At 55.6% G+C, this 26,465-nt stretch carries 26 protein-coding genes; 8 read left to right on the top strand and 18 right to left on the bottom strand.

What is annotated here, in order from left to right:
* Positions 1-75: 75 nt before the first annotated feature.
* From hisD to ACR0DY_RS18730, 7 genes are all read right to left on the bottom strand, one after another.
* A complete protein-coding gene (gene hisD, locus ACR0DY_RS18760; RefSeq protein WP_480484718.1) occupies positions 76-1,416 on the bottom strand; it encodes a histidinol dehydrogenase in 1,341 nt (446 codons plus the stop codon).
* Between the two features lie 11 nt (positions 1,417-1,427).
* A complete protein-coding gene (locus ACR0DY_RS18755) occupies positions 1,428-1,958 on the bottom strand; it encodes an ester cyclase (RefSeq protein WP_209507348.1) in 531 nt (176 codons plus the stop codon).
* Positions 1,959-2,090: 132 nt separating this feature from the next.
* Positions 2,091-3,119, bottom strand: a complete 1,029-nt coding sequence (locus tag ACR0DY_RS18750; RefSeq protein WP_480484719.1) for an ester cyclase — start codon at positions 3,117-3,119, stop codon at positions 2,091-2,093.
* Positions 3,120-3,298: 179 nt separating this feature from the next.
* Positions 3,299-4,180, bottom strand: a complete 882-nt coding sequence (locus tag ACR0DY_RS18745) for a carbohydrate ABC transporter permease (protein ID WP_209507350.1) — start codon at positions 4,178-4,180, stop codon at positions 3,299-3,301.
* 1 nt (position 4,181) lies between these two features.
* Entirely contained in the window at positions 4,182-5,210 is a 1,029-nt protein-coding gene (locus ACR0DY_RS18740; RefSeq protein ID WP_480484720.1) for a carbohydrate ABC transporter permease, read from the bottom strand.
* A 65-nt stretch (positions 5,211-5,275) separates the two neighbouring features.
* Entirely contained in the window at positions 5,276-6,502 is a 1,227-nt protein-coding gene (locus ACR0DY_RS18735) for an ABC transporter substrate-binding protein (protein ID WP_209507352.1), read from the bottom strand.
* An 82-nt stretch (positions 6,503-6,584) separates the two neighbouring features.
* Positions 6,585-7,634: an ABC transporter ATP-binding protein gene (locus ACR0DY_RS18730; RefSeq protein ID WP_480484721.1), complete on the bottom strand. Its 1,050-nt coding sequence runs from the start codon at positions 7,632-7,634 to the stop codon at positions 6,585-6,587.
* Between the two features lie 160 nt (positions 7,635-7,794).
* On the opposite strand from ACR0DY_RS18730, the gene ACR0DY_RS18725 reads away from it, so the two are divergent.
* A complete protein-coding gene (locus ACR0DY_RS18725; protein ID WP_480484722.1) occupies positions 7,795-8,796 on the top strand; it encodes a nuclear transport factor 2 family protein in 1,002 nt (333 codons plus the stop codon).
* Positions 8,793-9,677 (top strand): amidohydrolase family protein, encoded by an 885-nt coding sequence (locus ACR0DY_RS18720; RefSeq protein ID WP_480484723.1) that lies wholly within the window; start codon positions 8,793-8,795, stop codon positions 9,675-9,677. The genes ACR0DY_RS18725 and ACR0DY_RS18720 overlap by 4 nt, the downstream gene beginning before the upstream one ends.
* Before the next feature lie 75 nt (positions 9,678-9,752).
* Here ACR0DY_RS18720 and ACR0DY_RS18715 read toward each other — a convergent pair whose 3' ends face one another.
* The 7 genes from ACR0DY_RS18715 to cuyA (ACR0DY_RS18685) all read right to left on the bottom strand — a co-directional run bounded on the left by ACR0DY_RS18715 (position 9,753) and on the right by cuyA (ACR0DY_RS18685) (position 15,366).
* A complete protein-coding gene (locus tag ACR0DY_RS18715) occupies positions 9,753-9,941 on the bottom strand; it encodes an integrase core domain-containing protein (protein WP_480484748.1) in 189 nt (62 codons plus the stop codon).
* Positions 9,942-10,068: 127 nt separating this feature from the next.
* The gene (locus ACR0DY_RS18710) at positions 10,069-10,752 is read right to left on the bottom strand and encodes an IS6 family transposase (RefSeq protein ID WP_480547427.1); all 684 of its coding nucleotides are present in this window, start codon (positions 10,750-10,752) and stop codon (positions 10,069-10,071) included.
* 495 nt (positions 10,753-11,247) lie between these two features.
* A complete protein-coding gene (locus ACR0DY_RS18705) occupies positions 11,248-11,976 on the bottom strand; it encodes an amino acid ABC transporter ATP-binding protein (protein WP_480484725.1) in 729 nt (242 codons plus the stop codon).
* On the bottom strand, positions 11,973-12,629 hold the full coding sequence (locus tag ACR0DY_RS18700; RefSeq protein WP_480484726.1) for an amino acid ABC transporter permease: 657 nt from the start codon (positions 12,627-12,629) through the stop codon (positions 11,973-11,975). The genes ACR0DY_RS18705 and ACR0DY_RS18700 overlap by 4 nt, the downstream gene beginning before the upstream one ends.
* A 3-nt stretch (positions 12,630-12,632) precedes the next feature.
* On the bottom strand, positions 12,633-13,349 hold the full coding sequence (locus ACR0DY_RS18695; protein ID WP_480484727.1) for an amino acid ABC transporter permease: 717 nt from the start codon (positions 13,347-13,349) through the stop codon (positions 12,633-12,635).
* Between the two features lie 76 nt (positions 13,350-13,425).
* Positions 13,426-14,289 (bottom strand): amino acid ABC transporter substrate-binding protein, encoded by an 864-nt coding sequence (locus ACR0DY_RS18690; protein ID WP_480484728.1) that lies wholly within the window; start codon positions 14,287-14,289, stop codon positions 13,426-13,428.
* Between the two features lie 30 nt (positions 14,290-14,319).
* The gene (gene cuyA, locus ACR0DY_RS18685; protein WP_480484749.1) at positions 14,320-15,366 is read right to left on the bottom strand and encodes a D-cysteate sulfo-lyase; all 1,047 of its coding nucleotides are present in this window, start codon (positions 15,364-15,366) and stop codon (positions 14,320-14,322) included.
* A gap of 129 nt (positions 15,367-15,495) precedes the next feature.
* Here cuyA (ACR0DY_RS18685) and ACR0DY_RS18680 point away from each other — a divergent pair, with 129 nt between their 5' ends.
* Entirely contained in the window at positions 15,496-16,383 is an 888-nt protein-coding gene (locus ACR0DY_RS18680) for a LysR family transcriptional regulator (RefSeq protein ID WP_480484729.1), read from the top strand.
* Positions 16,384-16,440: 57 nt separating this feature from the next.
* On the opposite strand, the gene ACR0DY_RS18675 is transcribed toward ACR0DY_RS18680, so the two are convergent.
* Entirely contained in the window at positions 16,441-17,334 is an 894-nt protein-coding gene (locus ACR0DY_RS18675; RefSeq protein ID WP_480484730.1) for a LysR family transcriptional regulator, read from the bottom strand.
* Positions 17,335-17,515: 181 nt separating this feature from the next.
* Here ACR0DY_RS18675 and ACR0DY_RS18670 point away from each other — a divergent pair, with 181 nt between their 5' ends.
* The 3 genes from ACR0DY_RS18670 (at position 17,516) to ACR0DY_RS18660 (ending at position 21,796) form a co-directional block, all read left to right on the top strand.
* Positions 17,516-18,913 (top strand): aspartate ammonia-lyase, encoded by a 1,398-nt coding sequence (locus tag ACR0DY_RS18670; RefSeq protein ID WP_480484731.1) that lies wholly within the window; start codon positions 17,516-17,518, stop codon positions 18,911-18,913.
* Complete coding sequence (gene cuyB / locus ACR0DY_RS18665; RefSeq protein WP_480547415.1) at positions 18,910-20,343, top strand: cysteate racemase; 1,434 nt, start codon at positions 18,910-18,912, stop codon at positions 20,341-20,343. Before ACR0DY_RS18670 ends, cuyB begins: the two co-directional genes overlap by 4 nt.
* A 202-nt stretch (positions 20,344-20,545) precedes the next feature.
* Positions 20,546-21,796: a dicarboxylate/amino acid:cation symporter gene (locus ACR0DY_RS18660; protein ID WP_480529164.1), complete on the top strand. Its 1,251-nt coding sequence runs from the start codon at positions 20,546-20,548 to the stop codon at positions 21,794-21,796.
* A gap of 231 nt (positions 21,797-22,027) precedes the next feature.
* Here ACR0DY_RS18660 and ACR0DY_RS18655 read toward each other — a convergent pair whose 3' ends face one another.
* Complete coding sequence (locus tag ACR0DY_RS18655) at positions 22,028-22,924, bottom strand: LysR family transcriptional regulator (protein WP_480484734.1); 897 nt, start codon at positions 22,922-22,924, stop codon at positions 22,028-22,030.
* Between the two features lie 121 nt (positions 22,925-23,045).
* Between ACR0DY_RS18655 and cuyA (ACR0DY_RS18650) the strand changes: the two genes are divergently transcribed.
* Positions 23,046-24,062 (top strand): D-cysteate sulfo-lyase, encoded by a 1,017-nt coding sequence (cuyA, locus tag ACR0DY_RS18650; protein WP_480484735.1) that lies wholly within the window; start codon positions 23,046-23,048, stop codon positions 24,060-24,062.
* Between the two features lie 79 nt (positions 24,063-24,141).
* On the top strand, positions 24,142-25,128 hold the full coding sequence (locus ACR0DY_RS18645) for a YeiH family protein (protein ID WP_480484736.1): 987 nt from the start codon (positions 24,142-24,144) through the stop codon (positions 25,126-25,128).
* 53 nt (positions 25,129-25,181) lie between these two features.
* Here the strand turns inward: ACR0DY_RS18645 and ACR0DY_RS18640 are convergent, their stop codons facing one another.
* Both ACR0DY_RS18640 and ACR0DY_RS18635 read right to left on the bottom strand, forming a co-directional pair.
* Positions 25,182-26,141 (bottom strand): IS5 family transposase, encoded by a 960-nt coding sequence (locus ACR0DY_RS18640; protein ID WP_480484737.1) that lies wholly within the window; start codon positions 26,139-26,141, stop codon positions 25,182-25,184.
* 32 nt (positions 26,142-26,173) lie between these two features.
* Complete coding sequence (locus ACR0DY_RS18635) at positions 26,174-26,377, bottom strand: hypothetical protein (RefSeq protein ID WP_480484738.1); 204 nt, start codon at positions 26,375-26,377, stop codon at positions 26,174-26,176.
* Positions 26,378-26,465 lie beyond the last annotated feature (88 nt).

Raw genomic sequence — 26,465 nt, 5'->3', positions numbered from 1 at the left:
CTCGCATTATTTTAACTTCTTATCCAAAAAATTCTGTAGGGCCCCGGTCGAATCCCTGCGCAAGATTCGTCACACTTACGAAGTCGCATCGGCCGTCTCGCGGTATGGTGCGCCTTCACCATAGGGCACGTTGATGCCCCCATAACGCCGGACACGGATGTTGCATTGTTCGGCATGGCCGACAAAGCCTTCCAGCATACACAGACGTGAGCCGTATTCGCCGATCATCGCTGCGGCCTCATCAGTGACGACCTTCTGATAGCTGTGGGTTTTCATGAATTTGCCGACCCAGAGCCCGCCGGTATAGCGCCCGGCCTTTTTGGTCGGCAGTGTATGGTTGGTACCGATCACCTTGTCGCCGTTGGCCACGTTGGTGCGTGGACCAAGGAACAGCGCACCGTAACAAGTCATGTTTTCCAGGAACCAGTCGTCGCGATCTGTCATGACCTGAACGTGCTCGGACGCGATGTCATCGGCCACTTGAAGCATCTCGTCATAGGTGTCGCAGACGATGACCTCGCCGTATTCCTCCCAACTGACCTTGGCAGTGCCGGCGGTGGGTAGGATCCCGAGGATACGGTCGATCTCGCTCAGTGTCTCTTCGGCCAGTTTGCGCGAGTTGGTGACCAGAACGCAGGGGCTGTTATATCCATGCTCGGCCTGTCCCAGCAAATCGGTCGCACAAAGCTCGGCGTCCGCAGCAGTTTCATCGGCGATGACCATCGTCTCGGTCGGACCCGCGAACAGGTCGATGCCCACCCGGCCAAACAGTTGGCGCTTGGCTTCGGCCACAAAGGCGTTGCCGGGGCCAACCAGCATGTGAACCGGATCAATGGTCTCAGTCCCTATCGCCATGGCACCGACGGCCTGGATCCCGCCCATGACATAGATCTCATGCGCGCCTCCTAGATGCATCGCTGCGATCACGGCCGCATTGGGTTTGCCCTGGAAGGGCGGGGTACACGCTATGATGCGCGGAACACCGGCGACCTTGGCAGTTGCCACTGACATATGCGCCGAAGCCACCATCGGGAATTTGCCACCGGGGACATAGCATCCCACTGACTGAACAGGGATGTTCTTGTGACCAAGGATCACTCCTGGCAGAGTTTCAACCTCGATATCCAGCATCGAGTCGCGTTGTGCCTGCGCAAAGTTCATCACCTGTTTCTGAGCAAACTTGATATCGGCCAATTCGCGCTCGGACAGCGAAGCGATCAACTCGTCGATCTGATCCTGGCTCAAGCGGAAGCTTTCCGGCGAGTAATTGTCGAACTTCTCAGACAGCTCGCGCACTGCGGTATCGCCGCGGGTTTCGATATCCGCCAGCGTTTCTTCGACAACAGCTCGGGTTTTGGCATCGTCTTCCGCCCGGTCAGCTTCAGGTTTGCCGCGTTTCAGGTATTCAATAGCCATTGTCTCTATCCTCAGTTTTCGGGCCGGGGTGGAGTTTTTTCTCCCCGGTCAAATGCTTCCCAGCCTTCGCCGTTGAACAGATCAACGCCAAGCTGCGCGGCGACGTGGGCGAAATCGACGTTCACCCAGTTGTCAACGATCTTGCCATCGACGACTTTCCAGAAATCCATGTATCGGATCTCGACCCGCTTGCCGGTGGGCGCGATGCCCAGAAACTCGCCCGAGTGGGTTGCCTCCTGGCGGCCAAAGGCCGCAGCCCATTCGCCCATATAAAGCCGGGCCTCATCAATGCAGGTCTTGTCCGAGAACGCCGCCTGAAACGGGCGTTGCCAGTTTTCCTGAAACTCCTTGAGCCCAGTTTTGGTGCCGCAGCCCCGGTTGCCGATCCAGCGGAACCCTTCTGCGAAGAATTCGCCGATATCGTCGATGCGGTGATCGTTCAAACCATCGACCATCCCCTCGATCACGGCGCGGGTCTCGTCGGTTTTTCTCATGTCCGTGTCACGTGTCAGCACGGCCTGTTCGGGGCGGGAGCCCTTCATGTGTCTTTTCCTTTTATGGATACCAAGGGGTTTTCTGTCTGGACGGGGACGGTTGGTCGGCCGTCAGAAAATCCCTTGGCATCCGGTTGAGCGCCGGGTGGCGCGCAATGGCGTTATGTCTGGCGGAACAGCTCATCGGGTCTGTTCAGAAATTTGGGCAAAAAGGTCGTAACCCAGTTGCAACAGCAGATGTGGAATATCGAGCATGCACCAGTTCTCGATGATCTTGCCGTCTGCGCAGCGCCACCAGTCGCAGTCACGCATAAAAACGCGCTTTCCCGTTGGCTCCAGGCCCAGGAAGGATTTGACGTGGACGCCGGTGATCTGCGGCCAGCCGCACAGGAATGCATAGTCGCCATCCCCGGCCTTGCAATTCGAGCCGACCCCGGTGACGCCTGCGTCCCTGCCGTCACCCCAGCCTTCGAACGTGTCCTCGAAGGGGGATTGGAAATCGGCGAAGGCATCGACCGTGGCATAGGATCCCAGCCCGCCGGGACCGTACCACACCATTCGGTCATCCCAATAAGGCCGCCAGCTTTGGTCCTCGGTCGTCAGCTGTACTAGCATGTCCTCGACCAGATCTGCTGTGGCGCGTGACTGCGCTGGGTCTGATGGCCCAATGACGATGCCGTCATGAGTTGCCGGACCCGGCACGACACCTTCATAGCCCTGCAGTTCCAGCGGCCAGAGGCCAAGCGCGATGATCAACTCGGCAAAGCCGAGAAAGACATAGGATTCGACGATCTTGCCATCTTCCATTCGGTGGAATTCACCAAAGCGCAGAAATGCCAGTTTGCCGCTGGGTGGAATACCACAAAGCGGTCGCTTGAAATGACCGTGGAAATACCCGGTTGAGGTGACCCACTCGCTTCCCAGGTATTCGCCACCTGTGACCACATAGTTCTGACGGGTGAGCCCCTCGAACGCCTCTGAAATCGGCAAGATGACAGAGCTGACGTAGCCGTTGCCATCAGGGGCTGCATTGATCGGATGGCTCGCTTCGGTAGTGGCCGTTGCGGCGAAGATCTCGCTAGCGGCCGTCTCCATGGTTTCGCAGAGGCCCTTATCAAAGCTTTCGAGAAACTGACGATAAAGCTGTTTGTTTTCAAACGTGGTTCCGGTAGCAATACCCATCGCTGGGCGATTTGCGCGCTTGTTCATGGCGCTTTCCTTTTTAGGACGTTTTCCTATTCGCGGTGGCGGTGTGCAGGCACGAGGACCCGCGCGCATCAAGGCAAATGGAATTCGTCCCGGCCGTCGGGCCCGGCGCGCAGCCAAGTTCAGGCTGGCTGCGTGCGCATGGGCAGATACGGACTGAGGATGAGTGCGCCCCATTTATGTCAGCCTTTCACAGCCCCGGCGGTCAGGCCGCCCACGATCTGACGCTGGAAGAACATCACCAGGATGAACAGTGGAACAGTGGCAGAAACCACGGCTGCAACAGCGAACATCACGTTGCCCTCGGTTTGCGTTGTACCGAGAAACGCGGCAATGGCAGGCACCATAGTACGGTTGCTTTCAGACAGCAGCATCGCCCCCACGGCAAAGTCGTTATAGGCCAGAAGGAACGAGAACAGCCCGGTCGTGATGACGCCTGGCCACATCACCGGAATGATCACACGTCGGAAAGCCTGAAACTGGTTGCATCCGTCGACCTTGGCACTTTCATCCAACTCGCTCGGGATGTTCTTGAAGAAGGAATGCAACATCCAAAGAGTGAACGGCTGGTTGATCGCCACAAGCACGATAATGGTGGTTGGAAGAATTCCCCAAACATTCCATTCAAAGAAGGGTAACAGATAACCTGAGACCAGAGTGATTGGCGGCATTGCACGGAAAATCAACGCTGTGATCAAAAGCCAGAATGTGTAGTTGTAAGTAGACCGCGAAAGGGCATAGCCCCCTAAAGTCCCGATAGTCAGTGAGATGGTAACAACAAAGAAACAGACGATCCCGGTGTTCAGAACATTTCGCCAGAACTCTTCCTGAATCCAAGCACCCTCATATCCGGTGGTGGTGAACGGCGAGCCATAAACCGCTTCGGTTCGGGCACCAGTCAGGGCGTTGGTCCAGTCAGCGATCGAGAAGAAATCCAGTTCGACCTTGAACGAGCCCCAAACCGTCCAGAGGAACGGAAAGGCGGCCAGGATAAACCATAGGAGCACAAACAGGGATGAGGCGATCCGAAGGCTTGTAGGCATTCTTTGCGCGCGGCTGGCCATATTATCTTGCTCCTTTGAAATCGCGCCAGGTGCGGACAAGCACGGGCGACAGAAGAATTGCGACCCCGAAAATCGTCATCACAGAGGTAGCAGCAGCGGAAGACAGTTGCCGAGTCTCGCCACCGAGATCGTAGAAGATGAAGGTGCTGAGTGATTGCGCATGCGCTTGTGCACTGAAGCCGATGATAGGTTCAAACACCTTGAAATTGTCCATCAACTGGATCAGTGCTACAAATGTGACCAGGGGCATGAGATGGGGAACAACCACGAATTTGACCTGCTGCCAGCGCGTCGCCCCGTCTATCTGGGCGGCCTCAATCTGGTCTTGGGGCAAGGTTTGCAGGCCAGCATAGAACACGACAAAGGCAAAAGGCGCAGCGTGCCAAACACCATAGACCATCAGCGCTACCCACATCAGCCCTGTTGATGCTTTCAGGCTGAAATCCGGATCTCCAGCAAGATATACGAGGGCGTTGCCGATCACCCCGCGACTGTCAATCATCCAAAACAGGATGAGCGAGCCGATCAGCGGGGTCACGATCATGGGCAGAAGAGAGAAAAAGATCATCAGACCTTTGAGTTGCCTGTGCAGGGAGTTTACTGCCAGCGCAATCACCAGCCCCAAAATAATTGTGAGCGGTGTCACGACAGCAACGAAGGTCAGCGTGAATGCCATCGCCCGGTAAAAGGGCAAATTGCCGAGTTCCGAGAAAAAGCCGCCCCATGTTTCATTCGCGGCCCAGATTTGACCAATTTCCTGTATCGCCAGATGGCCTCGGTTAAAGTAAATGTCCAATCCCACAAACCGGCCCAGAGGTTGCTCGGCGCGAAGCGCCGCGGTGGCCTCTTGATCAACAGTGGTCTCAGTTGTGCATCCGATAAGCGGGGTGCAGTTTTCGACCTCTAACAGAACAGCCGGATGGGGTGCGAAGATCGATTGAGTCACCACCGAGACAATTGGCATTGCAATGAACAGAAGCATCGCGAGTCCTGTGGGCAGGAAGAACCAAAGGAATGTCTTATGGCGCATGTTGCAATCCTCGTGTCAGTGGGATTGCGCGGGCGGTTATCAAAGGCACCCGCGCAATAGGCTTCTTATTGCAGATAGCCTTGCTCGATGGCGGCGGCACGATAGGCGGCTTCTACATCAGCCAACGCTTGTTCCGCGCTTTCCTTGCCCTGCATGAAATCAGCAAGTTCGTTGCCAAGTGCGCTGTGCATGAGACCCATGTACGGTAGCATCGGATAGGGTGGTGTGCCCATTTTGGCCGCAGCAAACACACCCTCGGCATCTTTTCCCGGCTGGTAGCCTTCAATCAGCCAGACCGCCAACGGCGTGGTTTCATCGTTCAGCATGTCAGGACGGATGCCATGTTTCATTGCAATGAATGTGGCCTCGGCCTCTTCATCTGAGATGTTCTTTCCGACAGTCCAACCGTCCCACCACAGGGTCGTTGCAGGGATATCTCCGCCACCAACTGTCAGCGGCGCGCCAATCGCATGGCCGTCGATTACCTCCTGCAACACACCTTCGGTGGTGGTTTGCTGCGATGCGCGCGAACCCCACATATTCATGATTGCAACGTTGCCAGCACGGTATTCGGCATTGGTGGCGTTGGAGTCATGAGTCAGGAAGTCGGGGTTCATGTATTCCGACAAAGCCTTCATCATATTCAGGGCGTTGACACCGGCCTCAGAATTCACGTTGGGTTCGGCCGTACCGGGTTTAAAATGGCTGCCGCCATAACCAAGGAACATATTGTTGAATTCCTGCGCCAGGTTCCAACCCGATGCATAGGCTCCACCAACCGGGTTTTGCATAATACCCTGCGCACGAATGGCCTCGGCCACCTCGAGCATTTCCTCATAGGTAGTCGGGACTTCCACACCGGCTTGCTCAAGGATATCCTTGCGGTACATCAGATGCTGCGCGTTCGCCATGAAGGCGATAGCCATGATGTTGTCGCCAATCTTGATCAGCTGCCCAGGCTGCAGGTCCTGACCATACTTTTCCACCAGATCATTGAGCGGACGAATAACGTCTTCGTTCATCAGTGCCACAACCGAACTATTGGCGATGATTGCGGTCGTGTATTCCGACGGATTGCCCGACAGGCCAGCCACGTTGATGGTCTGGTGCTCGGATGTCAGGTTGGATTCTACCGACGCCCCGGTGCATTCCTTTGCTCCGGCTGCGACGGCCTGGATGGCCGCAAATTCATTACCGACTATGTTGACACGTGCGCCGATTTCGCAGGCATATCCTGCGCTTGCGGCAAAGGCGGCTACCGAGCCGGCCAATGCAATTTTCTTCAGAAACATCAATATTCCTCCCTAGATGGATGGTGCATCTTCGAAGTCTGCACCCTGGTTACCCCGTCCCAACGGGTGTCGTTTGCGGTTCTCAGCCTTCCAGGCGAGCCCCAGTTTGCGCATCAAACAGATGGCAGTGGTCGGTATGGATATGAATCGAGACCTGATCGTCGATTTCGGCCCGATAGGTTTTGTCGGCCTTGACCGAGACCAGCGCACCACCGATCCGAACCGAGACCATGGTGCTGTCGCCCAACAGCTCTTGTGTATAGATCGGTGCATTGATCTCGCCGCCGCTTTCCACAACATTGGCGTCCTCGGCGCGAAACCCCAGCGTGATAGGACCGTCGGGCGCGTTCAACCCGTGTACCTCAGTGCTTTTGGCGCGAAACACGCCACCCTGAACCTCGCCATCGACAAGGTTCATTGCCGGGTTGCCGATAAAGCTGGCGACAAAGGTGTTGGCGGGGGTGTCATATATATCGACCGGAGTACCGACCTGTTGCACGACACCCTGTTTCATGATCACCACCCGATCAGCCAGTGTCATAGCCTCGATCTGGTCGTGGGTGACATAGATCGTGGTGACCGCCAATTCGTGGCTGAGGTTCTTGATCTGTGCGCGGGTGGAAACGCGCAGTTTTGCGTCAAGGTTGGATAGTGGCTCGTCCATAAGGAACACGTTCGGCTCGCGCACTATGGCACGAGCCAAGGCAACCCTCTGACGCTGACCACCAGACAATTCCGCTGGCTTGCGGTGCAGGAAGTCATCCAACTCAACCATGGCCGAAGCGCGCCGCACTTTTTCGTCATGGGTAGCAGGGTCAATACCGCGAACTTTTAGCGGGAAGCGAATGTTCTCATATACATTCATATTCGGATAGAGCGCGTATGACTGGAACACCATCGCAACATCGCGGTCTTTGGGCTCCATGTCATTTACTCGGGCACCATCGATCAGAATATCGCCCTCAGATGCGTCCTCGAGGCCAGCAATCATGCGCATTGTCGTGGTCTTTCCGCAACCTGACGGCCCAAGAAGTACCAGAAATTCCTTGTCGGCTATTGTCAGGTCAAAATTGTCAACTCCGACAAACGATCCCCAACGCTTTCCAACATTGCGAAGTTGAATTTCGGCCATTCTGCCCTCCCTGTTGCACTCGTAGTGCATACGCTTGCAAAACCATAGACAACAAAAGAAACATCTGGCAAGCTTTTTTTGCATGCGTGTGCAAAAGCCGACTTCATCTTCCTCGCAATTCGCCCCTTGGCAGCGACTAAAGAACTGAAAGAAAATAATAATGTCCTATGAAATCCAAAAATCGATCATCTTGGATTACTACACGGCGCTCAGCAGCGTAAAAGAATCGGATATCGCCAACACGTTGTCTGAGTTCTGCACAGAAGACTACCTGTGGCGCGGTTTCCACCCGTTTGATGAGCTTCGGGGCACCCATGACGTAGCACAGGCATTCTGGCGTCCCCTGAAGCAAAGTCTAAGGAAAATGCAGCGCCGGATGGACGTGTTCATGGCCGGAAAAAACGAGATGGACGGATTCACCTCGGTCTGGGTTGTTTCAATGGGGCATCTGATGGGCCTGTTCGACAATGCGTGGCTGGGCATCGCCCCCACGGGCAAGATGGCGTTTTTGCGCTATTGTGAGTTCAACAAGATCGAGAATGGCAAGATCGCCGAAACGGCGATGTATTTCGACATCCCGCATTTCATGATGCAGGTCGGGTTGCAGCCCTTCCCGCCTCAAACTGCAGCCCATCTGGTTCAACCCGGACCGATGACGCATGACGGGTTGATGTTCAGCCCGCAGCCTGCCGAAGAAGGCGAGAAAACTCTCGACACGATCAATGCCATGATTTCCGATCTCGGCCAATGGAACAGCGGCTTGAGCCTTGAGGAAGAATTGCGCCAGACATGGAGCGAAGACATGATTTGGTGGGGGCCCGCCGGGATCGGTGCGACCTATACGATTGAGCGTTATGCAAAGCAGCACTCAGGCCCGTTCCGCGCATCCTTAACGGACCGCTCGAAGACCAAGCACATTTGCCGCTTGGCTGAGGGTCACTATGGCGGCTTTTTCGGCTGGCCGAATTTCACGGCGCGGCCCACCGGCGGGTTCATGGGTATGCCCGCCACAGACAAGGCCGGTGAATTCCGTGTGATCGACATCTATCGTCGCGCGGGTGACAAGCTGGCCGAGAACTGGGTTTTCATTGACCTGCTGCACTTCTGGAAACAACAGGGTGTCGATATTTTGGGGCGCATGTCGAAAGTACCGCGAACATGACCGGCTGGATCGATGCCCATCACCACCTTTGGGACCTTGAAGCTGTAAACTACCCCTGGCTGATGGCGCGCGGGGTGGAAAGGTTCTTTGGCGACCCGACGCCGATTCAACGGAATTATCTACTGCGCGAGTTCCGGTCCGAAGCCGCGCCCTGCGGAGTCGGTGCCTCGATCCATATCCAGGTGGGAGCCAAAAACGGTCTGGACGAAGCCCGGTGGGTTCAAGCTGTCGCCGAAACCAATCCAGACTGGCCAATGGCGCAGGTTGTGTTCTGTGACCTGACCTCGGCTGACCTACACGCCCAGCTTGATACGTTTCAGGCTCTTCCAACTGTACGCGGTGTGCGCCAGATCGTCGGGCGCGCACCCGGAGAGGACGCGCAGACGGGAACCAATTTCCTGTTGGACGATCCGCGGTTTCTGGACGGACTGAAGGAGGCTGGACGGCGTGACCTCAGCTTTGATCTGCAGCTCATTCCTGATTTGATCGGAAAAACCACCCGAGTTCTCGCGCAAGCCTCGAATACACGAGTCGCTCTATGCCATGCCGGATCACCATATGACCGCACTCCGGCGGGCCTGAAAAGCTGGGCTCAAAGATTGCGCGCTCTGTCCGATCTGCCGCACGTCTCATGCAAGCTCTCAGGTCTGGGCATGTTCGATCACAACTGGGCGCCTGAGAGTATTCGCCCGATCGTGGAGATTTGCCTTGAACAATTCGGACCAAAGAGGGTCATGTTTGGCTCGAATTTCCCGGTCGACAAACTCTATGGCAATTACACATCGCTGGTACAGGCTTACCGTGATCTGGTTCCGGCTGAGGCCCAATCGGCTGTGTTCAGAGAAACCGCAGAACACTTCTATGATCTCGAGGTGCCCTGAGAGTGATATTCAATGACTCGGCCCCTTGATCCGGGCCGATCGGATGTAGAATCCGTTCCCGTTTCTTTCTCGTGATTAGGTTGCGGTCAAGGCCTGCTGAGCGGAACCGTTGCGCAGCTCAAGCGAAGCAGGCCGGGCGGTACGGTTAAGATTAGCGTAAACGGCTGGTGCCAGTCCGCCGAGAGAAATGTGCGGTCGCTGTGTATCGTAGTCAATCCTCCAGTTTTTGATGATCTTTCGGGCTTCAGCCAGGTTGCCGAAGATATGTTCGTTTGAGCGCTAGCAGAAATGCGCTCGAACTGACAGGTAGGGGCGAAGTTTGCGACAGAACCTGGAACGGTTGTGTTGCAAATTTTTGGAACGATCAAAGTAAGCGTCTTACCAGGCACACTTATCCTACGATCTCAGCAAACACCCGAAAGCCAGAGGTGGCTGCGCTGAAGAATTGCTGTTTCCGGATCATGTTGACGACTTTGATGCCATCCAACGTAGCGGACGCGGATGCGAATGATTTGAACCCACACATATGTCGAACACGCCGTTTTATGAACCGATGATCCTGCTCGATCATATTGTTCAAAAATTTGGACCTGATTGTCTGCACCTTGGCTTGGCAACCAAACCGCTTCAGAATCCTGTTCACTTCTCGAATGCCGGCTGCGTTGGCTCCGCTCTTATCGATGACGACTTTGTCTGGGATTCCGTTTGATGACAGCGCTTTGGTAAAGAACCTGGTTGCTGCGGGACCGTTTCTTCGCTCAGACAGCATAAAATCAAGGGTGTTCCCTGCTTTGTCGACGGCCCGATAGAGATACACCCACTTACCGCGCACACGGAGGTAGGTTTCGTCCATTCTCCAAGATTTCTGTGTTGGACGCTTTTTCGATTGCGCCCGCGCAGCGATCATCGGCAAATATTTTACAACCCATCTATTCAACGTGGCGTGATCGACGGAAACGCCCCGTTCAGCCATAATTTCTTCAAGGTCGCGATAGGAAACAGTGTGGCGCAAATAGAAAAACACAGCGTACAAAACCACATCCTTCGGGAAGTGGCAGCCTTTCAAAGAAACCATTCTGAAACCTGCTCGCGATTGATTTGAAAGCAACAAGCACCAGGGCACGCGATTTCGTCAACCTCGGTCAAAATTCGCGACACAACCAAATTTCCTATCGACAACTGCGTTCCGGAAAGACATCCCAAATTTGAGCTCTGCAAGGTCTCTACCCGGCTCTCCAGTTTCAAAAAACCAATCCAAGGGGATTGCTAGGCGCTTTCCAAACATGAGCTAAAAGCTCGGCCCTGGGCACCGAAGTTCCGGCCAAGTATCGGCTCATTTGCGTACGGTTCACACCTGCAACATCAGTCAAGAATTTCACTGACCCAACCTGTTTGGCGAGGTGGTTTAGTCGTGCTGCCAGCGCGTCCCGCATATCTGATTGGCTGGCAGTACCCCTTGTCATTTTCAACCTCTTTTCCAGCGAGAGCAGGGGAAAAGTTTACTCATCAACACGCTGTGTGTCTCCTATAATCTGAAACCAGTTTCAAACGCTTGCCCGGCATCGCAGGCCTAGTGGTTCAGAATCTTGCTCAGAAAATCCTGCGCTCGATCACTTTCCGGGTTGCCAAAAAACTGCTCGGTGGGACGGTCTTCAATTACCAGACCGGCATCCATGAACACCACCCGATCCGCCACCTTGCGTGCAAAGCCCATCTCGTGCGTGACAACCATCATTGTCATACCGTCCTTTGCCAGTTCGACCATCACATCCAGAACCTCATTGATCATTTCCGGATCAAGGGCCGAAGTCGGTTCATCAAACAGCATCGCAATCGGGTCCATAGCCAGCGCCCGGCTGATGGCGACCCTCTGCTGCTGTCCACCTGAAAGCTGCCCGGGAAATTTTTCGATATGTGGCAGGAGCCCAACCCGATTGATCAGAGCTTCAGCTTTGGCGTTGGCCTCGTCACGTGACCGGCCCAGGACTTTCTGCTGACCCAGACAAAGGTTCTCGCGCACGCTCATATGTGGGTAAAGCTCAAAGTGCTGGAACACCATACCAATGCGCGAGCGCAGCTTGGTAAGATTGGTGCCTTTTGCGGTGACATCCACGTCTTCAACCTGAATGCGGCCCTGCTGCACCGGCTCCAACCCGTTAACGCATTTGATAAGGGTGGACTTTCCTGATCCGGACGGACCGCAGACCACTACAACCTCGCCTTTTTTGACGTTGGTGGTGCAATCGGTCAGCACCTGAAAGTTGCCGTACCATTTAGAGATGTTTTCAATGCTGATCATGCTGTTTTGGCCTTCTGAAGGTGCCGGACAACAAGTGAACCGGCGAAGCAAATGCTGAAGTAGACAAGGGCGGCGAAGATATACATCTCAGCAAGCCGGCCCTCGGTTCGGGCGACAATAGATGAGGCGGTCATGAAGTCGCGCAAGCTGACAACAAAGACAAGGCTGGTATCCTGGAACAGAATGATGCCCTGCGTCACAAGGATCGGGATCATGTTCCGGAACGCCTGTGGCAGGACCACATAGCGCTGGATCTGCCAGTAGCTGAGGCCAGTGGCCTGTCCGGCATGCACCTGTCCTTTGCGGACTGACTGAATGCCTGCCCGGATAATTTCTGAATAGTAGGCCGCCTCGAACATGACAAAGGCGATCAGCGCCGAATAGAAGCCGCCAATCGGCCGACCCAAAGCAAGAGGCACCAGGAAGTAGAACCAGAAGATCACCAAGATCAGCGGCACCGAGCGGATCAGGTTCACATAACCTGCGGCGAGGAGAGCCAATGGCGCGATACCAGATAGCCGCATCAAGGCAAGGCCGGTCCCCAAAATGATACCGCCGATCACAGCAAGAAAGGTAAGCCATAGCGAGAGCTGCAAGCCCTGCCACAGAAATGGAAGATTGTTCCAGATGACGGAAAGATCAAAATCACCCATAATTCAGCCTTTTCCGACAAAACCCGGGATGCGGGTGTATTTTTCAAGAGTCTGCGCGATGACTGTCGCACCAAGAGCGATGACGACGTAGATGACCGTCGCTGCGGTAAAGGCCTCAAATCCCTGAAAAGTGTATTCCGCGATCTGCTGGCTTTGCGCCGTCAGTTCAAGAAGGCCGATGGTCAGCGCCAGTGAGGAATTCTTGAAGATAGTCAGGAATTCAGAGGTCATCGGCGGCACGATCAACCGGAAGGAAATCGGCAACAACACGTAGCGATATGTCTGCGCAGTCGAGAAGCCATTGGCATAGGCTGCGCTGGTCAACCCGTGACCGACGGCATTGATCCCGGCACGAACCTGTTCGGCAACGCGGCTTGCGGTGTAAAGTCCTAGACCGATAACAGCCGTAACATACTCGGGATTTGGCATGTCCCGCTTCATCCAACGACCCAGATCGTCCGGAACGATCTCAGGCATGACGAAGTACCACAGGAACAGTTGTACAAGAAGCGGCACATTACGAAAAAGTTCAACGTAGGTGGTGCAAAGTAAGGCAACAGGCCGCGATGGCAGTGTGCGCCCGACGCCAATTAGAACACCGACGGCCAGCGCAAGAACCCAGGCCACAAGCGCGACCGCAAAGGTCCACCCCAGCCCCGATATCAGCCAGCCAAGGTATTCCTCTTCAAAGAGGACACCCCAGTTCCAGTTGTAGTTCATGCTTTCTACCCTGATAAGAATGGTGCCGGGCCTCCCGCGCACGGTGCAGGCCCGACAGTGTTGCTACAGGAGGAGGTTATTCCGGCAGCGCATTAAGCTGGAACGCAGCCTTCAGCAGGTCTGTCTGACCGACACCCAGCGGATCGAACCACTTGGCATAGATGTCGTTGATCTCACCCGAGCGGAACACATCTGCCATAGCCTTCTTGCCGATCAGTTCAAAGGCGCTGTCGTCGCGGCGCACCATCAACGCATAGGGATCGAAAGACAGGAAATCACCGACCACCGCGAAATCTTCGGGGGTCTTGGATTTTGCAATGAGCCCGAACAGAAGGATGTGATCCGTGGCATAGACATCCACACGATCAGTTTCCAAAGACAACATGCCCTCGGCATGATCCCGCACCGGAAGAACCTTCACGTCCAGCCCCAGCTCTTCAATTGCCGCCTTGACGGCACGCTCGTTGGTGGTGCCCTGCGCCAACGCAACGGCCTTGCCGCCCAGATCTGCAACCGAATTGATGCCGGAGTCTTTACGGACCATCAGTTTGGTACCGGTGATGAAGGTCGTGGGCAGATATTCGACCTGCTCCTGACGGGTCAGGTTGTTCGTGGTCGAGCCGCATTCAAGGTCAATCGTGCCATTGGCCATCAGTGCAATCCGGGTCTTGGGGTTCACCGGCACATATTTGATCGTCAGTTCCTTACCCAGCTCGGCGGAAACCGCTTCGACCACCTTCATGCAAAGGTCGATCGAATACCCAACCGGATTTTGGTTCTCGTCCAGATAGGCAAACGGAACAGAGCTTTCCCGGTGTCCAATGACAATTTCGCCCGAGGCGTCAATCTTGGCCAAAGTTCCCGTGCGATCCTCAGCCACAGCCGGAGCAGAAAAGGCCAAGGCAAAAGCCAATACGGCCGCTGGTTTCATATATTTCATGGTTTTCTCCCTTAGTTTCTGTTGCTTTTGTTAGTCCTGATAGCCCGGCAGATCGAAAATGCCGGAATATCCAAATAACGCTGCACTTCCACCGGTGTGCAGAAACACAACATTATCCATTCCTTCGAAGTAGCCTTTGCGAACTTGATCAATCAGGCCATCGAGCCCTTTGCCCGAATAGACCGGGTCAAACAAAAGCCCTTCGAGTTGAGCCAGTTTCAGAAGCGCCGCACGCATGCCGTCGGTCGGCAGGCCGTAGCCTGGGCCAACATAATCACAGTTCGCGCGCACCGAGGTACGTTCAATCACGGCCCCCATTCCAAGGTAATCCATAGTCTTGCAGGCCAGGTCATAGACCATGCCTTCCTGTTTCCCCTGAGGTGCCCGAACACCGATCCCAAGCAAGTGAATGTTGCTGCCAAGGGCAGCAAGTCCCGCCACCAGCCCTGCTTGGGTTCCCGCACTGCCGGTGGCATGGACCAGGGCGTCAATCTTGAGACCGATGTTTCCGGCTTGCTCTTCCAACTCGGCGGCACAATTCACATAACCCAACGCCCCAACGCGATTGGAGCCGCCGCCCGGGATGATGTAGATCTTGCGGCCCTGATCTTGCAGCGTGCTGGCCAAGGCTTCCATTTCAGCGTTCATGTCGGCACCACCTGCTCGTTTGGAAACGGTTGCGCCATGTAGCTGATCCAGCAGAACATTACCGTTGAAGTTATAAGTCTCGTCATTCGACCCGGTGCGATCCTCAAGCAGGATATGGCAGTTCAGCCCCAACCGGGCTGCTGCGGCTGCTGTCTGTCGTGCATGATTGGACTGGGTGGCGCCTTGCGTGATCACTGTGTCAGCACCCAGCTTCATAGCGTCGGCCATCAGAAATTCCAGTTTGCGAGTCTTGTTGCCGCCCGACGAAAGGCCCGTGCAGTCATCGCGCTTGACCCAGATGCGCGGCCCGCCCAGCTCGTCACTCAACCTTTCCAGCGGCTCCAACGGGGTCGGAAAATGACCAAAACGCACACGTGGAAAGTTCTCAAGCGCGCGCCTTACAAGCGCGAGGTTGCCGCCCACTGCCATAGCACTTTCTGCCGCTGCGGTTTGCATTTTGTACATTCCCTTTACGTATTCTAAGTAAGGCTAAACGCAAAAAATCGTGTTGGATAATGCCAATATTGCAGTGTACCCGTACATAAGGTATGGGTAAGCATGGATACACGCCTTCTAGAAGACGCTCTGATCCTGTTGGAAGAGCGCAGCTTGACCGCCGCTGCCGCGCGTAGGAATGTAACACAACCCGCCTTTTCACGGCGCATTAGATCACTGGAACATTGGATCGGAAAAAGCTTGCTGGTCCGTGAGGCCAACCGGGTAGAGCTGTCTCCGACGCTACTACAAAGCGAACCTCAAATCCGGTCGCTGCTCGCGCATTTGCGGCAATTGCATGGGCATCTTAATAACCCGGAAGGCATCGGAGAACCGCTGGTGATGGCGACGCAGCACTCGCTTTCGGTGTCCGTCGTTCCAGAGATTCTTCGCAAACTCCGCGCACGCAGCGGATTGCCGCAAATCCGATTGCGCACGCAGAACCAGGTGACAGCAATGTCCACATTCCTGCGCCATGAATGCGACATTCTGGTGAGCTATGAATTCCGTGAGCTGCCCCAGGTGCCTTTCGATGACACCGTTGATCGTTACATTTGGCGGCGGGACACTTTGCTTCCGGTCGTCGGAGGCGCACTAAAATATGAGCTGCTGGAAGGTCAGATCCTACCACCGGAAGCCCCCTGCATTGATTTCCCCGCAGACAGCTTTTTTGGGCAGATTGTGTTACTGCATCAAGCTAAAGCGGACCGTGCCTGGACGGGAAGATCGGCTGTGGAAAGCGCGTTTTCGGTGGGGATCTCCCAGATGGTTTTGGAAGGAAGCGGCGCTGCCTGGGTTCCTCACTCGCTCATCCAGAATCACATAATTACTGGCGATGCTGTCATCCTCTCTCCGGAATACGGCCGCCTGCCGCTGGATATTGTTCTATACACCCACGTTTCCAACCCGCGCGGTACGAACTTCAGAAAGATGGTCGCCGAAACAGAGTAAGGGCCAGGAAACCCGCCGTAAGCATCACCCTTCTCCATTACAGACTTGCGATGTGCCTTACAGGTTTTGAGCCATCATCCAAAAGCGTTCCAACTCTGCTCGGGACCTCTCGATCGAACGGTAGAGTTTGATGTCGATTGAAAGCTCGAATTCTGGTTGGCTGATCTTCTGCAAACTCCCGTCTTTCAACTCTCGATCCGCCGCGCTTTCGGGAAGGAATGCAACGCCAATTCCCGCAAGACAAGCGGACTTAAGCGCCTCGGCAACGGAGTTTTCATAGATGGGGCTCACAATGTGACTCAGACCTCCGCGATCCAGACAAACCTGGGACACGCGGCCCAGAAAACTGTCAGGAGTGTATGACAGGAACGGAACCGGGTTTTTCCCTTCGAGGCTGTATTTGGCACGCCCATCAGCATTGACAACGCTGACGGCTATGATCCGGTCTTTTGCAATGGTCGAAGACGGGTATCGGTTTTCATCTGAAATAGTGGGCACTGTCGGATGGGAATAGCACAACATAAAGTCTGCGCTTCCGGATAAAATTGCCTCGGCGCAGCCGGAGAAGTTTTCCGCGACCAGCCTGGTTTTGGTGGGACCAAGATGGCTGGACATTCGTGTCAGCCAGTTCGGGAAGAAGGAAATTGCCAAAGAATGAAGCGCGACGAAATCAAGCACCGATGCTTCCTGGCGAGATAAGCCACGGATATCGCTTTTGGATTGTTTTAATGCGGCAACCGTGTCGATTGCGGTTTGCTTGAATGCATGACCTGCTGACGTAAGCTCAACCGGGTGTACGCTCCTGTCAAACAATGGGGTACCGGTCCAGTTTTCCAAGTTTTTGATCCGCCGCGTGAAAGCCGACTGGCTTATGTTTCGCGCATCCGCCGCGCGGGCAAATACCCCAGCAGTTGAAAGTGCCAAGAAGTCTTCCAGCCAATCGATCTCCATCAAAATTCTCCAATTGCAGAAACTTCACACGGTAGAAGCATGTTGCAAAATTCGCAACACCTTTGCGAAAGTTGTCATGGGTGGACGGACTTGATGGCAGTACGGTCAGACCAACACACTCACAGAGTCTCGGCCCCTCGCATTTGATGCAGGCCGCAAGACCACAAAAAGGTCTCAGATCATGAAACAACACAGAACAGAATCCGACAGCCTTGGCCCGGTAAAGATCCCGCTGGCAGCGACCTGGGGCAGCCAGACCCAGCGGGCACTGGAAAATTTCCCGATTACGGGGGTGGCGATCAGCCACTATCCGGAATTGATTGTCGGACTGGCGTCGGTCAAAAAGGCCTGTGCTATGGCCAACAAGGACCTGGGCGTCCTGCCCCACCGGAAAGCGTCGGCCATTACGGATGTCTGTGACAAGATCATTGCCGGGGGCCATCACGATCAGTTTGTTGTTGATGTCATGCAGGGTGGTGCTGGCACATCGACCAACATGAATGCCAATGAAGTCATTGCAAATCTTGGGCTGGAAAAGCTTGGGGCAGATCATGGCGATTACAGCCAGCTTCATCCGAATGATGATGTGAACCGGTCACAATCCACAAATGACGTTTACCCCACAGCAATCCGTCTGGCTGTTCTGTCCAGGATCGCGCCTATGATTGAAGCAATGCATCTTCTAACCAAATCCTTCGACCAAAAGGCATGTGAGTTTCAGCATATTATGAAGGTCGGGCGTACCCAACTTCAGGACGCTGTACCCATGCCACTTGGTGCGGAGTTCCGGGGGTTTGCCACAACAATCAACGAGGATGCCGACCGGTTGAGGGACCTGTCGCGCCTTCTGACAGAAGTGAACCTTGGAGGCACGGCCATTGGCACCGGCATCAATGCCCCCGAAAGGTTTGGCGAAGTCGCTTTGGCGCATTTGCGCGACATTACCGGCGAGCCACTTAAACTGGCCCCGGACCTGATTGAGGCTTCATCTGATCTGGGTGCCTTTGTGATGTTCTCAAGCACGCTCAAGCGGGTTGGCATCAAACTGTCTAAGATCTGTAATGATTTACGCCTAATGTCCTCTGGGCCGCGGGCTGGGCTTGGAGAAATCATTCTGCCCGCGGTTCAGGCAGGATCGTCCATTATGCCCGGCAAGATAAACCCGGTTATTCCCGAAGTTGTAAATCAGGTTTGCTATCAGGCAATCGGAAATGACCTAACCGTCACAATGGCCGCCGAGGCCGGCCAGTTCCAGCTCAACGCGATGGAGCCGGTCATCATCCATAAAGTGTTGGAAACCATGGGGTCTCTGACCAATGCAATGAATGTGCTGCGCACCCGCTGCGTGGACGGTATCGTTGCGGATGAGAAAAGATGCGAGATGTTGCTGAGTAACAGCCTTGTACATGTCACCGCACTGGCCCCGGTGATCGGATATGAGGCTGCCACCAAACTTGCAAAATATGCACAGGCGCATGGCTTGAACCTGCAAGAGGCCGCAAAACCCGCTTTGCCAGGAGAACTTGCCGAGACTGCATTGCAGCACATGCACGGCAGGGCTCCGGAGATTGCCCAATGAACAAAAACCAATCTTTACGCATAGGAATCGTTGGCGGCCTGGGCGCCCTTGCCGGAGCCGACCTGCTGAACAGAATTGTTCAAAGGACACCGGTCAGGTCGGAAGAAGACCACAGGGAATTGATATTTCACCAGAAACCGCTGCGCGAACCAGCCTCCCCCAAAGAGCTGAGCTACAGCCCAACACACCGAAAACTCTATGTTTTTGACACACTGTCCCGCATGGAACGGGATGGATGTGACGTGGCGCTGCTTCCATGTTTTGTCACCCATAGCTTTCTGCATGAACTGCAGGACGAGCTTGAACTGAAGCTGATCAGCATGACAGAGGCGATCGCCGCCGCCGTTAACAGACTGCGTCCCGAGCCGACAAAGATTGGTGTCATCACGACGCCTTTTGTCAGAAAAACTGGTTTGTTCGAGAACCTGTTTGGCAGGGAAATACAGATCCTCCATCCCCGGGAAGATCTGGAAAGTGCCGTCATGGAGGCCGTATATGGACGCATCGGGTTCAAAGCGGGACACTGCAATGAAGACGTTCTGAGACCCATAAATGCCGCCCTGATCAACCTATTCGAACAAGGCGCGACCGTGTTTGTGCCCGGTCTTTCTGAACTGCCCTTGTTGCTCAACCAGCTTGACCTGCCAGACAACATGACGGCCATAAACACTGCGGCGGTTTACGCGGATTACGCCCTGCAAGAGACCCAGTCAGACCGCCGTCACCGGTTCAAAGTTGGAGTGGTCGGCGGTGTCGGACCTGCCGCAACCGTAGATTTCCTTGCCAAACTGGTCAAAGGGACCGAGGCGACCCGCGATCAGGATCACATAAAAGTCTTGGTTGAACAGAACCCGCAAATTCCTGACCGCACTGAAAATCTGGTCCGCGCAGGCACCGATCCAACTGTCGCCCTCTATTCTACCTGCAAAAAACTGGAACGCGGTGGTGCTGATATGCTGGTCATCCCTTGCAACACCGCCCACGCGTATGTCGATCGGATTCAGCGCCACCTTGATATTCCGATCATCAGTATCCTTGCCGCGACCACTGAACACATTAAAGAAACCGCCCCAGAGACGCGTGTGGTCGGGGTCCTCGGCACGGATGGAACAATACAAAGTGGCTTGTACCAGACAGCACTTGATGAGGCAGGCCTTGCCCACATCATTCCCGATGACGATCATCAAAACCTGGTCATGGATTCAATTTATGGCCCGTTTGGCGTCAAAGCTGGATATACCGACGGCCTCTGCAAAGAACAGATTAGCCGGGCCTTTTCCCATCTGGTTGCGCGCGGAGCCGAGGCAATCATTCTCGGCTGTACGGAATTGCCGCTCATCGTGACTGAAAGCGCAGACGCATTGGGGGCGCTTCCTGTCGACCCGACCGATGTGCTCGCCCGAAAATGTGTACAGCTCGCAAGATTCTAGGCGCCACCGACACTTTATCCGACAGAAGAAACGGCGTTGCAAATATTGCAACGCCGTTTCTCTATTTGCGCGACCATGACCGGCACGACGGTGTTACCTTGCGGCGACTGCAGGCAGCTCATTCCAGTTGACTGCCATGGAAAGGGAGAACCTATTGATGAATACCAGTCGCAAAACAGGGTTTATGGCACCTTGGAGGAATATGCTTCTTTGGAAGCAAATCGTGATCGCGCTTGTTCTTGGGGTGGTTACGGGCGTGTTGCTGAACGCAACCGGAAACGCAGCAATTGCGGGCATGATCAAGAACATTGGAACCCTGTTCCTGTCGCTTATCAAAATGCTGATTGTCCCGTTGATCTTCGTATCGCTCGTTTGCGGTATGACATCGGTCAGCGACATGGCCCGCATGGGGCGAATTGGCCTGAAGTCGATTGTATTCTATCTGGGCACAACTGCATTCGCGATCACGATTGGACTCGCTTTGGGCCTGCTGTTGCAACCCGGCGCAGGAATTGATCTGAGCACCGCAGCCGCAATGGAACCCAAAGCATCTCCGCCTTTCATCCAGCAACTTATCGGGATCGTTCCCAAGAACCCAATCGCCGCTGCCGCGGATGGCAACGTGCTTCAGATCATTTTCTTTGCGATTATGTTCGGTCTGGCCATCAACCTGGTGGGTGACGCTGGAAAGCCGGTCAGGGATTTCTTTGAAGCCCTAAATTCCGTCATCTTGAAGCTGACTGAGATTGTGATCAGTTTTGCACCATATGGTGTGTTTGCACTAATGGCCTGGGTCGCCGGAACCTATGGTTTGGATCTACTGTTGCCTTTGGGAACCGTGATTGCTGCGCTCTATATTGGTTGCGTTCTGCATGCCGTCATTGTTTATGGCGGGCTTGTTTCGATCTTTGCGCGCTTGAACCCAATCCGCTTCTTCCAAGGCATCATCGAGCCGCAGATCGTGGCCTTCACCAGCACGTCCTCTTCGGGGACACTGCCGGTCACGATGACGGCGGTTCAGCAGAACCTTGGCGTGAACCGGTCGGTTGCAAGCTTTACGCTGCCGCTTGGCGCGACAATCAACATGGACGGAACCGCCATGTACCAAGGCGTTGCGGCTCTTTTCGTGGCACAGGCCTTTGGGATAGAGCTGGGCATGTCGGAATATGTCACAATTATTCTGACGTCGACACTTGCCTCCATCGGCACCGCTGGTGTGCCGGGTGCCGGGCTGGTGATGCTGTCGCTTGTTCTGAGCTCGGTCGGCCTGCCTTTGGAAGGTGTAGCCATCATCGCAGGCATCGACCGCATTCTCGACATGGCACGTACATCGCTCAACGTTACCGGCGACGCTGCCTGCACCGTCATTATTGCGAAATCCGAAGATCAACTGGATCTGGATGCCTACGATACGCCCCATGTGCTAAAATCACCCGACGTTTCGCGGGCGTAAGTGACAAAGCACATCACTGCGGCCGCCCCGAAAAGGGCGGTCGTTTTCTGCTCTGGACGTCGCCTGGTTAATGCCGTCACCCTCCGCCCTTATCCCAACGCGTAAATTCAATTAAGTTGATCCCCGTTAATGACACAGGTTGGCGGGGAAAATTGGCCGGCCACGCTGACCCTGTCCTTGTTCTGCTCGCTTGAGCGTCTGGACAAAACCGGCGAGCAGGTCTGGAACGCGCTATAGTCCCACGGACGGTTCGGGAATATTTGTCAGATCAGACCAGATTTGCGCGGTCCCCTCGCCCTGTTGATCAGAGAGGCGGATCAGCATGATGCCCAGATCCTGATGCGGCAGGTCATGTAACCGCCGCAGCCGCCCTTCGGTTAAATGCCGCTTGACCAGGGTCAGCGGCAACCACGCCACCCCAATGCCATCCAGCGCGTATTCACAGGCGGCAAGCGTCAGTGCAGTTTCCGCCTTTGGGGACAGCATCACGCCTTCGGGCAACAGGGGCAGAATGCTTTGGCTGAACAGGCGCCCCAGGAAAACATCTGGGGGATATGAGATGAACGGGATCTCGGGGTCATCAACGTGGAGCGCAAGATCGGGTGACGCCACCGGCACCAATGTATCGCCGCCCAGCCGACGCATTTCAAACGCCTGTGGCACCGCAGGGCCGGGGGCCTCCGGGCGTTCATATGTCATTGCGAAATCGGCCTCGCCGGACAAAAGCAGCATCAGGCAATTGTCCCGATTTCCGGATCGCACCCGCACGGAAATGTCCTGCGATTGGGTCAGTTGCCGCACCACCCACGGCGAGATTGTGGTGGTGATGGCGTGCTGGCACACAAAAGTCACATCCCGCTTTGCGCCCTCTGCCGCCGCTTTCAAGTCGTGTTGCAGGCGACGCAGCCGCGCGCCAAGCTCTCGCAGTTCTGGTTCCGTCGCCTGCACGCCGGGCAGGATGGTGACCGGCTTGCAGGACCGGTCAAACAGGGGTGCACCGATGCGCTCTTCGATCAATCGCACGCGCCGCGTGAACGCCGATTGGGTCAGAAACCGCCGCTCTGCCGCCCGTGTCAGGGACCCCGTGTCGATCACCGCTAGGATGTCATCAATCCAATCCAACTGCATGATGTCACCATAGCGGCACACTGATATTATGCAAGATGTGCATTTTATAGCGCATATTTCGAATTAGAATAGTGGGAATGACCTCCATAAAATGCGAGAAAACCAATTTAGGAGTTTTCCGATGCATCTCTCCCGTTACCCACGCCGCTTCATCGCCCACCTGCCCACCCCGCTTGAGCGCCTGGACCGTCTGACCGCAGAGCTCGGCGGCCCGGAAATCTGGATCAAACGTGACGATTGCACCGGCCTGTCCACCGGCGGCAACAAGACCCGCAAGCTGGAATTCCTGATGGCCGAGGCCGAGTTGCAGGGCGCAGAGATGGTGATGACCCAGGGGGCAACCCAATCAAACCACGCGCGCCAAACGGCTGCTTTTGCGGCGAAACTGGGCATGGAGTGCCACATCCTTTTGGAGGATCGCACCGGCTCCACCAACCACAACTACAATTACAACGGCAATGTTCTGCTGGACCATCTGCATGGCGCCACCACCGAAAAGCGCCCCGGTGGTCTGGACATGAATGCCGAGATGGAAGCGGCTGCCGACAAGCTGCGCGCAGATGGCAAAAAAGTGTACACCATCCCCGGGGGCGGGTCGAACCCGACCGGTGCGCTGGGCTATGTGAACTGCGCGTTTGAGATGCTGGCGCAAGCCAATGATCGCGGGTTGAAGCTCGACCACATCGTTCACGCCACCGGCAGCGCAGGCACGCAGGCCGGTCTGATTGTGGGTTTGAAAGCAATGAACGCACAGATTCCTCTTCTGGGCATCGGCGTACGTGCGCCCAAACCGAAACAGGAAGAAAACGTCTATAACCTCGCCTGTGCCACCGCCGAAAAGCTGGGCTGTGCCGGTGTCGTGCAGCGCGAAGATGTGGTCGCCAACACCGATTACGTCGGCGAAGGTTATGGCATCCCGACCGACAGCGGCATCGAGGCGATCCAGATGTTTGCCGAGCTGGAATCGATCCTTCTCGACCCGGTCTATTCCGCCAAGGGGGCCGCGGGTTTCATTGATCTGATCCGCAAAGGTCACTTCAAGAAAGGCGAACGTGTCGTCTTCCTGCACACTGGCGGGTCGGTCGCGCTCTTTGGTTACGACGCGGCCTTTGATCACAGCAATCGCTGGGTCGGCTGACGCCAGACAGTACCAGGTGTGTGCGGCCTGACACAGGCTGCGCGCGCCAATTTCACATTCCCGCAGTCAGGAGCGAACCATGGTGTCGCTGATCAGGTCCCGCTGGGACACCCACTTTGGTGGCATTCTTCTGGTGTGCGTGATTGCCGCCGCCGCGACCTTTCTGTCCGAACATTACGGCGCGCCTGCGATGCTGTTTGCACTGCTGATCGGCATGGCGTTCCACTTTCTTTATGACGATCAGAAATTCACCCCGGGGCTGGAGTTTTCCGCCAAAACGCTGTTGCGATTCGGGGTCGGCCTGTTGGGCCTGCATCTAAGCATTGGGGATGTGGAAAGTGTCGGGCTGGGCGCGGTGGGCGCGGTTGTCGGCTTTGTCATGGCAACACTGGCCTGCGGGGCAATCCTGTCCTTTCTCTTCGGTCGCAAACTGGCCTTTGGCCTGTTGGCGGGCGGGTCTGTGGCGATCTGCGGGGCCTCGGCCGCCCTTGCCATCACTTCGGTTCTGCCCGCGAAAGATGACCGCGAACAGGATACGCTGTTTGTTGTGATCGGCGTCACCGCCCTGTCGACCATCGCAATGATTGCCTATCCGGTCTTGTTTGCGGCCCTGGGGATGAGCGATCTGGAAAGCGGATTTCTGATCGGGGCGACCATTCACGATGTGGCCCAGGTTGTTGGTGCCGGATATTCGATCAGTGACGAGGCGGGGGTGATTGCGACCTTCGTCAAGATGGTGCGCGTGGCCTTGTTGCCGGTGGTGATGATTGTGGTCATGGCGAGCTTTCGCGGCGCACAATCCCAGAAGATCATCCTGCCGTGGTTCCTTGTCATGTTTGTCGCGCTGGCGATTTTGACAAATACCGGGCTGGTGCCGCAGGTGATCACCGATGCAATCGCCACCCTGTCCGGCTGGTGTCTGGTCATCGCGATTTCTGCCCTTGGGGTGAAAACCAGCCTTGCCACCATTCTGCGCGTCAAGCCCAGCTATGGCCTTATTCTTGTCGTCGAAACCCTCTTCCTTCTTGCGATTGCCGTGGCATTTGTCATGGGCTTTGGCTTTTAAGACTGTGTTGCACGAATAGCGGCTGGGCCGCATTTGCCCCTTTCCCCGGTTCGTTATGCGACACGTTCATAGGTCGCACGACCGAGATGGGTCATGCGGTTGAGAGCTTTGACAGCGATCTTGGTTTCGGTTGTCTGACTCTCCATTTTGCGACTGCGCAGCTCCGGTCCGATGACCTGTTTGTAGCGCCCGATCTGGGCCTCGCCGCGTGATCTTTGGCCATAGCCAGTGGCCTTCTTCCAGGCCATACGACCTCCCTTGGCGATCATGTCGATATGGGCGTTGCGTGTTTTGCAATCACCTGGGACGGCATTCTTCGGCGGCGGTACGATCAGTTCGACATCCGATCCCAACGCCTGCCGGATCGTCGCTGTGGTCGGCGCACCATCATAGGCGCCGTCGCCGATGATACGATGAACAGGACCTGCCACATCAGCCAGCAATTCGGGCAGTGCGCCGGCGTCTCCGATGTGCTCGGTTGTCAGGCAGGAGGCCAAAAGCTCCGCGCTCTCGGGAACGAAGCCGATGTGCAGTTTGCACCATGTTTTACGGGCCTTCGGTAACCCGTGTTTCTTCTGCATCCAGTCTCGACCGCTGTGAACGCGAAGCCCTGTGCTGTCTACGATCAGCGTCACTGGGCCGTTCGTGGGCCGGGTGTTCGGTGTGATCCGAAGCAATTGTGCGCGCCGGCAGAGCGTGGAAAAATCCGAAACGGGAACGTCGATCTGCATGAGCCGTAGTAGGCTTCGTACAAACCCTTGCGTTTGCCGAAGCGGCAGGCCGAAGACGGCGCGCAGGGTCAGGCAGGTCTCAATCGCCAGGTCAGAATACTGCCGCTGACCACCACGTTTCCCCGACCTTGGGGCGCACCACCCGGATACCGCATCCTCGCTGAACCAGACCGTAACATCACCACGCTGGCGAAGCGCCTCGTTGTACTCAGGCCAGTTCGTGACCCGGTACTTGGCCTTCTCAAACTTGTCCCGCCGCGTCGCGTTGTGCTTGAAAGGCATCCCGCCATCCCGTCATCAAATCAAGCAACTGGCTACGCCGATGAAACGATCCGTGCAACACGGTCGGATGAACCGCAGGCATCCATGCCTACGACGCAGGGCGGAAGCGTCTCAAAAAAGGCCAGTAGCTTCGCGCGCTTGATCGGCTTGTTGAAAATAACCCGGCCGCTCTCAGAAATGCCGTGCACTTGAAAAACGTCCTTGGCCAAATCGAGGCCGACGGTCTTTACTGTCATTGGGTGGCTCCTTTCCTAGCAGTCGTTGATAACTGCACTTTGGCACATTCGATGCCGGTGGAGCAGGAGCCACCCACCTCATCCGCTT

It is taken from the genome of Ruegeria sp. O6 (assembly GCF_056535045.1).
Note: the sequence above shows the minus strand (reverse complement) of the source record. Positions and strands in the feature narration are given on the sequence as shown.